8 protein-coding genes and 1 pseudogene are annotated in these 10,000 nt (G+C 28.3%); all 9 read left to right on the forward strand.

Features of this window, described 5'->3' with window-relative positions:
- Window positions 1-483: pseudogene (locus tag LDL23_RS12200) on the forward strand (glycosyltransferase family 2 protein); the annotation flags it as partial.
- A 15-nt stretch (window positions 484-498) separates the two neighbouring features.
- Window positions 499-4,104 (forward strand): hypothetical protein, encoded by a 3,606-nt coding sequence (locus LDL23_RS12205; RefSeq protein WP_291265948.1) that lies wholly within the window; start codon window positions 499-501, stop codon window positions 4,102-4,104.
- Window positions 4,105-4,107: 3 nt separating this feature from the next.
- Window positions 4,108-5,238 (forward strand): FAD-dependent oxidoreductase, encoded by a 1,131-nt coding sequence (locus LDL23_RS12210; RefSeq protein WP_291265949.1) that lies wholly within the window; start codon window positions 4,108-4,110, stop codon window positions 5,236-5,238.
- A 1-nt stretch (window position 5,239) separates the two neighbouring features.
- A complete protein-coding gene (locus LDL23_RS12215) occupies window positions 5,240-6,160 on the forward strand; it encodes a glycosyltransferase (protein ID WP_291265950.1) in 921 nt (306 codons plus the stop codon).
- A 54-nt stretch (window positions 6,161-6,214) separates the two neighbouring features.
- A complete protein-coding gene (locus tag LDL23_RS12220) occupies window positions 6,215-6,598 on the forward strand; it encodes a hypothetical protein (RefSeq protein WP_291265951.1) in 384 nt (127 codons plus the stop codon).
- Window positions 6,599-6,671: 73 nt separating this feature from the next.
- Entirely contained in the window at window positions 6,672-7,187 is a 516-nt protein-coding gene (locus LDL23_RS12225) for a hypothetical protein (RefSeq protein WP_291265952.1), read from the forward strand.
- Entirely contained in the window at window positions 7,188-8,444 is a 1,257-nt protein-coding gene (locus LDL23_RS12230) for an oligosaccharide flippase family protein (protein ID WP_291265953.1), read from the forward strand.
- Window positions 8,441-9,118 carry an acyltransferase gene (locus LDL23_RS12235; protein ID WP_291265954.1) on the forward strand — a complete coding sequence of 226 codons (678 nt, stop codon included), beginning with the start codon at window positions 8,441-8,443 and terminating at the stop codon, window positions 9,116-9,118. The genes LDL23_RS12230 and LDL23_RS12235 overlap by 4 nt, the downstream gene beginning before the upstream one ends.
- Window positions 9,118-10,000, forward strand: an 883-nt coding sequence (locus tag LDL23_RS12240; protein WP_291265955.1) for a hypothetical protein, incomplete at its 3' end; no start/stop codon positions are given. The genes LDL23_RS12235 and LDL23_RS12240, both read left to right, overlap by 1 nt.

Below are 10,000 nucleotides of genomic sequence, written 5' to 3' on the forward strand. Positions count from 1 at the left end.
GGTTATGAAGGTATTATAACTATTGATGGGAATAATAAAGACAGTATTGAATCGGTTCCGTTATTTATTGAAAAATTAGAAGAAGGATTCGATTTTGTTCAGGGTTCAAGATATGTTGAAGGTGGAAAAGCCATCAATACACCAAAAATCAGGCATTTTGCGGTTAAGTTTATACATTCTCCATTAATTTCCATAACAGCGCGCCATCGTTTTACCGATTCAACCAATGCTTTTAGATGTTATTCAAAAAGATATTTGACTCATCCAAAAGTACAACCATTTAGACCTATTTTTGTCACTTACGAATTACTAGCGTTTCTATCAGTTAGAGCATCGCAATTGGGGTTAAAAGTAGGTGAAGTTCCAGTAGAACGTAAATATCCAGAAAGTGGAAAAGTACCTACAAAAATTAGTTTTTTTAAAGGAAATTTCAACTTGATAAAGATTTTGGTTACTAATTTATTTGGGAAATATAACCCATAAAAAGATATAAATACTATGTTTAAGAATAAGATAATCCCTTTTGTTACCGCACTTTTTCAAACGAATGAAAAAGCAGTAAAAGCTTATTGGGCGTTAAGTATCTTTTTTGCTTTGGCTTTAGCGGCTCCATTATTAAATATTTTGTTTGAATTTAAGCCAGGAGTTAAAGATTTTTCAGAACATATTATTTCAAATGCTTCCCTTTATGGACTAGATGTTTCAAAGCGAGTTTCTTTATTTTATAGAGCTCTAATTTTAATAATTATAGCCACAATAGGTTTCTTCGCTTTTTTAAATAAAGCAACAAACAAAGCCAGTATAGCTCAAGACGAAGTTCTAAAAGTTATTTATTCCATTTCAATTATTGGAATTTTTTCAGTGCTTTCAGGGTTGTTAATTGTTAATATAGATTTTTCAGTATATATAGTATTGATTTTAGGATTGTTATTAGTTGCCGAAATAAAATTCAATAAACTGAATCAGAATGTAAATCTTACGGTTTGGCCACTTTTAGTTTCAATTCCATCGGCACTTTTATTTTATACGTATTTTAAACAAAATAATTTCTTTGAAATTATAAAGCCAGAAATTACAATAAAAACGCATATTCTTACAGTTGACCCTTTTCTATTAGCTTTCGTACTTTTTTTACTTCCATTTACTTTTATTTTTTATGTAATCGCAAAACAAAACAAAACGAATCCCAATGCACTTTTTAAAGCTTCAATTGTATTAGTAAGTGTTCCAATTGTTTTATCATTTTTATTAGAATTAAGTAATGTCGTTAATTTAAGATTTGGATTTGTTTTCAATAAACCATTTTATCTATTTGTCTTTTTAATAGTAATTTCTTTTGGTGTTTTTTATTTTTTATTAAAACGATACAAAGAAAAATTAATAGAAAAAGCCTATTTTGAAAAGTACTTTTTACCCTTTTTATTAATCGGATTGTTGTTAATATTAGTGCAACCATGGCGAATGGTAAGCCCTGAAAACGAATTCTTTGAAACAGCAAATCATGGTTTGTCTATAGATCATTTTTTTAGATACGGAAGCATTCCTATTATAGAAAATTTCGACGCACACATGCTTCATTATCAATTTTTTGCCTTCATTTATGGTTTTGTAAACGGTTATGAACCTTGGGCAACAATGCTGTATGCTAATTACTTTTACGCAGTAGAAATTTTAGTTTTGTTTTTTGTTTTTAGAAAGATTCTTGGAAACTTAAAAAGTTTTTTATTATTGCTTTGTTTGCCTATTTTATCAGTAATCTTAAATGAATACACATTAGCCGGTTTGTTAATTTTAATTTTATTGCGACTAATTAATGATAAGAGCACAAAGAATTTTTATTACTTCTGGATAGTAGCAATATTTCTTTGTTTATATAAATTAGATATTGGTTATGCAGCAATTTTAGGTGGCTTGGTAACTTATGTACTTTTAGAATATATAATTCATAGCTCGATAACTATAAAACCTTTAGTAAAATCGGGAGCTATTGTTGGAGGAACATTATTAATCGTCTTTTGTTTGCTTTGTCTTGTAAAAGGTATAAATCCTATTTTGAGATTGCAGGAGTTTTTGTTAGCGGCTAAATCAGATCAAAATTGGGGAGTTACAAGAATGGGCGGCATGAATCATTTCTTATTTAGAATTGCTTATTACGTTTTGCCAATAATTACTTTAATAGCTTTCATTTTTACAGTAACCAAGGCTGTTTTTAATAAAGAAAAGTATCATGAATATTTTCAAAACAAACAATTTTTGAGTGCTTTTGCGTTTTTTATTTTTTTTGTACTTTTTTTCTTTTTTAATGCACAAAGAGGAATTGTAAGACACAATTTTGAATATGACAACATAAAAAAAATAATAAGCACCATGCCTTTTGCTTTCATAATGTTGATGTTTATTATTAATAAAAAGAATCAACTTATTAGCGCCTTGACTATCCTATTATTTTCTTTTTTAATCTTAAACGCTTCAAAACCCGATTTTAAGAACAAGAGCACCACTTTATTTAAAGAAGCAATTAATTCCTATTCTTTTCAAGAGAAGTTTTTAGAAGCTCAGGATTTTAATAAAACAAGAGTTAGAGAATCTTTTGATCAAACCGAAATCAAAATGTTTAAAAAGTTTTTAGACGTGGTTTTAAAACCCGAAGAAACTTATTATGATTTTTCATCTAAAAATTATTATCACGCATTAACAGGTAGAAAAAATCCATCTTATGTAAATCAAACTCCATTAATGATTAATGGCGATAAAGCACAAGAAATGGAGATTGAAAGAATAAAAGAAGCAAAAATTCCTATTATTCTAATGCCAATCAAAGGAATAATTTGGCACGCAATTGATGAGGTATATACCGATTTTAAATATTATAAAATGAGCGAGTATATTTATAAAAATTATACACCGCTTTACCGAATGGCTTCTTTTGATGTTTATGTGCTTAAAGAAAAAGAAAGCGAATATTTATCAAAAATTAAAGCAGCAGGATTTTTAGAAAACAAATCGAGTTTTACCGATTTTACTTTTTTTAATACCGATGCAATTTCAAAAAACAGTATTCAAGTGATTTCAAATCTGGATAAGAGTATAACTATTAATACCGTTGGAGCAAGTCCGCATTTCATAGGATTATTAGATTATTTGCGAAAACAGAATCAGATTAAGGAATCTAATTTGCCTTGTAAACTTGGGTTTTCTTTGCAGTCACTTTCTCAAGGTAACATCAGGATCTATTACAAATTAACGGCTGAAGAATCTTTTTCTGAAAACTTTGTAAAAGAGTTCCCTATAACAAGTTTAGAAAACACGGAAATCAATTTAGATTTACCAAAAACACCTGTAGAAATTATGGTTGCGGTGAATACTTCAGGAATTGTATTAAAGCAATTTAGTATTACAAATGGTTCACAATCCGAAATTAAAACGCCTGAAAAAATTGATTATTTTATAGGTTTTGTTCCAAAATTATGGGCAGAAGAATCGGAGGAAATCGCTTTTAAAAAGGTGAATTCGTTAAAAGAAATTGCCGAAGAAACTACTGCAAGTATCAATTCAAACAAGTTAAATACTTCCGATCAAGGATGTTATGCTTATTTAGAATTAGAATCAGATACCGATTCAAACGGAACAATTGAATTAATTTCTAATGATATTGTAAAAGCGAGCTATGCATTTAGTATAATTCCGGGCAAACACAACTATGCAATACGAATAAGTAATAGTTATTATTGGTGGAATACGAAAGCGCCAAAAATCAATTTTAGAGCAGAAAAAGTAATGAAAATTTCTAAATTTTCACTTATTTTATCAGATGGTTCTCAACAAGAAATGTTTAAAGGAAATGGAATTACTTTAACAAATTTAAGTGATGAAAACTGGATTAATGGTTGTAGCTTGCAATACAATATGATATTGTTTGATTATTCGCCTAAAAAAGAAAAATTATTAAAGGAGTTTAAAAAGATAAAACTTTCAAACGGTATTGTTTTAAACATTACAGGTTTTTATGTTTCGGGCAACTATATTAATGTAACAATAAGTGAAAAAATTTCAGATTACGTTTCATTAATTGGATATCCAAATCATATCCAATTCATTAAATAGAATATGCAACAGTTTGATAAAATAATAATTGGTGCGGGTTTGTACGGACTTTATGCCGCTCTTTTTTGTGCAAAGAGAGGTGAGAATGTACTTGTTTTTGAACATGATCCAGAAGCATTTTCAAGAGCAACCTATATCAATCAAGCTCGGGTGCACATGGGATATCATTACCCAAGGTCATATACAACCGCAAAAAAATCTGCAGATTATTACGATAGATTTATTGCAGACTATAATTTTTGTATTCACAATGAATTTGATAAAATATATGCGATTTCTAAGAACTTTTCTTGGACAAATGCAGCCCAATTTAAAAAGTTTTGTGCAGATACAGATATTCTATGCAAACCTATAAATATTGATGAGTTTTTTAAAGAAGAATTTTGTGAAGGCGCTTATTTATCTAAAGAATGCACTTATGATGCTTTGGTTTTAAAGAAGTATTTTTTAGATGAAATTAGCAAGTTTCAAAACGTAGAAATTCAATACAATACCCATATAACAAACGTTGAAAAAGATGCTGAATTTTATCATCTAACAACCAATCATAATCAAAAATATTCATCCGATTTTGTATTAAATACGACCTATGCTTCCGTTAATCAGATATTACAACTTTTTGGAGAAGAACCTTTGAAAATTAAATATGAGCTTTGTGAAGTAATTCTTTGTAAGGTTAGTGATAATTTGAAAAATACAGGAGTTACCATGATGGACGGACCGTTTTTTTCATTAATGCCTTTCGGACAAACAGGATATCATTCCTTAACGGCGGTAAATTACACACCACATAAAACCTGTCATTCCTATTTTCCTGAGTTTGATTGTCAAAAACAAAGCAATAATACGTGTAGCAGTAGTAAATTAGGAAATTGTAATACATGCATTGCAAAACCTAAAACTTCTTGGCCTTTTATGGTAGCCCTTGCCAAGAAATATTTGAATGAAGACATAACAATTGAATATGTAGAATCGTTATTTTCAATTAAGCCTATTTTACAAGAATCTGAAATTGATGATTCGAGACCTACAGTAATTAAAGAGTTTTCAAAAAAGCCTAAATTAGTGTCTGTTTTATCAGGAAAAATTAATACGGTTTACGATTTAGACCTTATTTTATCTAATAAAGAATAAAATGAAAGAAAAAAAATTAATATCTGTAGTCGTTTATTTATATAATAATGAAAACAGCATTCTCGATTTTTTATCGCAAATAACACAGCAAGCGGATTTATTGTTTGAACAATTTGAAGTAATAATTGTGAATGATTGTTCTACCGATAACTCAGTACAAAAAATTAAATCGGCAGAATTTTTACAACCTTTTCAGGTTTCTATTATTCAAATGAGTTTCCATCAAGGAGTTGAACTGTCAATGAATGCTGGCTTAGATTTGTCTACGGGTGATTTTGTTTATGAATTTGATAGCGTATTAATCGATTTTGACATTCGTTTAATTGAACAATCTTATCGTAAAATATTAGAAGGATATGATATTGTGTCTGTTTCTCCTGACTTTAGCGAAAAGTTTTCTTCAAAAATTTTCTATGCAACCTATAATTTCTTCTCAAAATCAAAATATAAACTTCGTACAGATCGTTTTAGGATTTTATCAAGAAGAGCAATTAACCGATCTTTTTCTATAAGTGTAAATATTCCTTATAGAAAAGCGATGTATATTAATAGTGGATTAAAGATTCATACTTTAGAATACAAAAAAACCAATAATGCCAAGCGAATAGACGAGAAGAGCTATTTAAGAAACAAAACCGCAATTGATGCGTTGATTATTTATACCAATTTAGCATTTACAATTTCGGTAAGTATTTCATTATTATTGTTGCTTTGTACATTAAGCATTATAATGTATACTATTTTTATTTATTTTGGAAAAGATAAACCTATTGAAGGTTGGACAACCATTATGTTATTAGTTTCAGGTGGTTTTTCTGGTTTTTTCTTTTTAAGTGCAATAATCATCAAGTATTTATCGTTAATATTGGAGCTTGTTTTTAAGAAAAAGTCATATATTCAAGAAAATATTGAAAAAATATAATTTGTGTAAAAAAAATTTATAATTTCGCAGAGTAAAAAAAATAATAAGAAAACAATGAAAATAAGAGTATTAATTGGTTTATTGGCTTTGTCACTAGTTTTTTCTTGTAAACAAAAAAGTGAAGTTGAAGAGAAAGCAACACAAGACACAACTACTGAAGCTGCTGCACCAGCGGTTACATCAATTCAATTAGCAAATTATTCTGATGAGAATTGGAAAAATGGAGTAGGTTTAACTTTCAATATGTTGTTAGTAGATTATTCAGAAGCTAAATATGAATTAATCTCAAAAGGAACAGAATTAAATTTACCAAGCGGAGAAAAAGTTCCGTATATTGGGTATGAAAAACAAGATAACTACATTCATATTATGTTAGCTGAAAAACCAACAACTTTTCAAGCGGCAATTGAATATCCAAATGAAATTACTATTAAATAATTTTATTACATTTAGAATATAAAAAAATCCGATTATTCAATCGGATTTTTTATTTTTATACAAAATACGTATTATGAACATTTATAAAATTATAGGCGTTTTAGCGTTTACTGCTTTTTTTGCAAGTTGCGAAAAAAATGAAAAAACAGATTCATTAAAGATGGATTTAGATCTTGTGATGAAAGCAAATGATTCAATACATATTTTTTATACTCAAAATGCTTCTGTTGAATTTGATGAAAAGCAATCTTTTTGGCAAAAAGTTTATGGAAGTAAAAAAAATCAAAGACTATCAATTATCTTTCCCGATTCTATCCAACCAAAACAAATTAGAATCGATTTTGGTCGCAACAAAAAACAACCTGAAATTATATTAAACGAAATTGCTTTTTTTTATAAAAAAGAAATATTTACTGCTAAAGGAGAAGAGGTTTATTTTTTATTTAGGGTTGATGAATCAAACACAGTAATTGATAAATTAGTTGGTAGTTTAAAACGAAAAGAACCCAACCAAGCAACAGGACCATCACTTTATCCAAAAGGAGATAAATTATATAATAAACTAAGCCAATTGTACACTGAAAAGTAAATGCTAAAACTATTCAATAAAATACTATTTCATCAGCAATTCCAAAAGCTTAGTGTTTATGGGTTTGGTCAACTTTTCAATTTGGTAACTCCTTTATTGGTTGTGCCTTATATTGTATCTGTTTGTGGGGAAGAAAATTTCGGAAAAACAGCTGTTGGAATGGCGATTGCCTTTTTTTTAATCGTGTTTATCGATTTTGGATCGGATATTATTGGAGTAAGAGAAGTTGCAGTTAATAGAGATAATCCAGAAGTTTTAAATAAAATTTTCACAACTACTTATGTTGTAAAAGGGATTATTTTATTACTAGTATTAACAGTTGCTAGTATAATCTTTCATTCTTTTCCTTATTTCAAATCTGAAAAAATAATGTTTACATTAGGACTTTCGGTTTTAATTGGACAATTTCTTAACCCTACTTGGTTTTTACAAGGAATTGAAAATGTAAAATGGATAACACTACTAAATATAGTCTCAAAATGCATTTATTTAGTTGGGATATTCTTTACCATTAAAAAAGAATCGGATTATATATATATAAATTTGTGGTGGGGATTAGGAATGATTGTTTCTAACTTTTTGGTGTTTATTTGGATTATAAAAAAACACCAATTTTCCTTTTTAATGGTTAATAAAGACGAAGTTTTTAAACACATAAGAAATGACTTCTCCATGTTTTCGTCTCAAATTTTTGTTTCATTACAATTATATGCACCAGTTGTATTAATCAGTTATTTTGGAAATAATTTGATGGCTGGACAGTATCGAATAGTGGAACAAATTATTGTCATATTTAAAACCTATATCTTTTTATTCTTTAATTATGTTTTCCCAAGAGTTTGCTATTTAATCGAAACTGATTTTAAAAGAGGATTAAAAAATTGGATAATTTATAATGGCGTCAATTTTGTTTTTGTAACAATGGGAATGCTATTCTTTCATATTTATTCTTATGAAATTGTTTCCTATTTTAATCCCACAAATAGATATGTTTTGAGTAATTTACTCGAAGTAGCCGTATTTGTTCCTTTAATTTTAGCCATTTCAATTCCGTTAAAACAATTGGTATTAGCGTACAATTATAAAAGATTTTATGTGTATCTAACCTCTGTAATGGTTTTATTTAATTTGTTGGCTATAGTAATTTTATTGCCCAAGTTTCAAGTATATGGCGTGTTTTATTCTTTAATTGCTACAGATTTAATAGTTATTATTTTTTATCTTTACCAACTAAAGAAAAACCTAAAACTTTCATGATTAAGTCATTATTCCAAAAATTACTTAATAAAGCGGGAAAAAATTATCAAATAGATCCATTAATACCTTCGAGTTTATTGGTTTCTAATTTGGTACAGCGTTTTATAATGATATTCAGAGGTTATTTTTGGTTATATAAAAAAGTTTTTTTAGGAAAAAATTGTAGCATATCAAACAAAAGCAATATTCAATTTGGATCAAATGTTACTATTGAAAATCACGTTGCTATTGATGGTTATGCTAAAAATAAATTAGTCTTTGGTAATAATGTTAAAATAGGAGCCTACTCTTGGATTTCTTGTACCAGCCATTTGTCTAAATATGGGAAAGGAATTACGATAGGAAATAACTCTGCTTTTGGTAGATTTACTGAATTTGGTGCTGCTGGAGGTGTTCAAATAGGGAATGATGTGATTGCAGGATCTTATATTAGTTTTCATTCTGAAAATCATGTTTTTGATGATACATCACTATTGATTAGAGAACAAGGTGTTACATCTAAAGGAATACAAATTGGAAACAATGTTTGGATTGGGGCAAAAGCCACTTTTTTAGACGGCGCTATTGTTGGAAATAATTCTGTAGTTGCCGCTGGAGCCGTTGTCAATGGAATTTTTCCTGACAATGTAGTTCTTGGAGGAGTTCCAGCTAAAATTATTAAAACAATTGCATAATGAAGATTACACTTAATAAAGAGTTTTATTACCAAATTTTTTTCTCATTTTGTGTAATTATTCCTTTTTTCAATAATTATGAGTTGTCATTTGTTTCTTGGTTAGTTGCTTTAGGATTAACATTTAAGAAATCCTATTCGGTTTCATTCGTTCGTTATGTTTCTTATTTCATTTTCATTTTCTTACTAGCTTTAGTAGTTGGATTTTTTTATCAGCATCATCTTTATTTTGTTATTAGGGATATTACTTATCTACTAAAACCTATACTTGGCCTTTTTATTGGATATCAATTTTTTAGCAGTCAAATTAAAAACCCATTTAAGTTTTTATTATTTGCTGGTTTAGCGATGGCACTAATTCATCTTTCAATGGTGGGTTATGGAATTTTATTTCAAGGCGCCAAAAGTGTTGCAAAAATTAGAGAGTACGGTGGCTATTTCAACGACTATGAAATTTACGCTTTTATTATTTTGTTGTTTCATAAGAAATTTGAAATTGGTTTAACGCAAAAGAAATTCAGAATCTATTTTATAGTAATGGCTTTGTCAACTTTTTTCTATTTGGCTAGAACTAATTTTATACAGTTTGTAATCTTATTTATGGCAATGAAAGGTTGGTTAATATTAAATAAAAAATCATTAGCTGTTTTAGGTTCCCTTATTTTGATTTCGGTATTTTCCTATACAGCTATTTACATGTATAACCCAAAAAGAAATGGTGATAGTGTAGATGAATTTTTATATAAAATAAAGTTAATCCCGTTAGAAGCATTTGCAACAAAAATTAATAGAAACGATTGGAAAGACTTTCATGACCATTATCGTTCTTATGAAAATGTTAGAACAATTGAACAACTTTCTTATAATAATTCACTTTTATTTG

The organism is Flavobacterium sp. (assembly GCF_020217025.1).
GTDB lineage: Bacteria > Bacteroidota > Bacteroidia > Flavobacteriales > Flavobacteriaceae > Flavobacterium.

Coding starts and splice junctions, on each gene's coding strand:
- LDL23_RS12215 (WP_291265950.1), top strand. CDS start 5,240: ATGAAAGAAAAAAAATTAATATCTGTAGTCGTTTATTTATATAATAAT.
- LDL23_RS12205 (WP_291265948.1), top strand. CDS start 499: ATGTTTAAGAATAAGATAATCCCTTTTGTTACCGCACTTTTTCAAACG.
- LDL23_RS12220 (WP_291265951.1), top strand. CDS start 6,215: ATGAAAATAAGAGTATTAATTGGTTTATTGGCTTTGTCACTAGTTTTT.
- LDL23_RS12230 (WP_291265953.1), top strand. CDS start 7,188: ATGCTAAAACTATTCAATAAAATACTATTTCATCAGCAATTCCAAAAG.
- LDL23_RS12225 (WP_291265952.1), top strand. CDS start 6,672: ATGAACATTTATAAAATTATAGGCGTTTTAGCGTTTACTGCTTTTTTT.
- LDL23_RS12210 (WP_291265949.1), top strand. CDS start 4,108: ATGCAACAGTTTGATAAAATAATAATTGGTGCGGGTTTGTACGGACTT.
- LDL23_RS12235 (WP_291265954.1), top strand. CDS start 8,441: ATGATTAAGTCATTATTCCAAAAATTACTTAATAAAGCGGGAAAAAAT.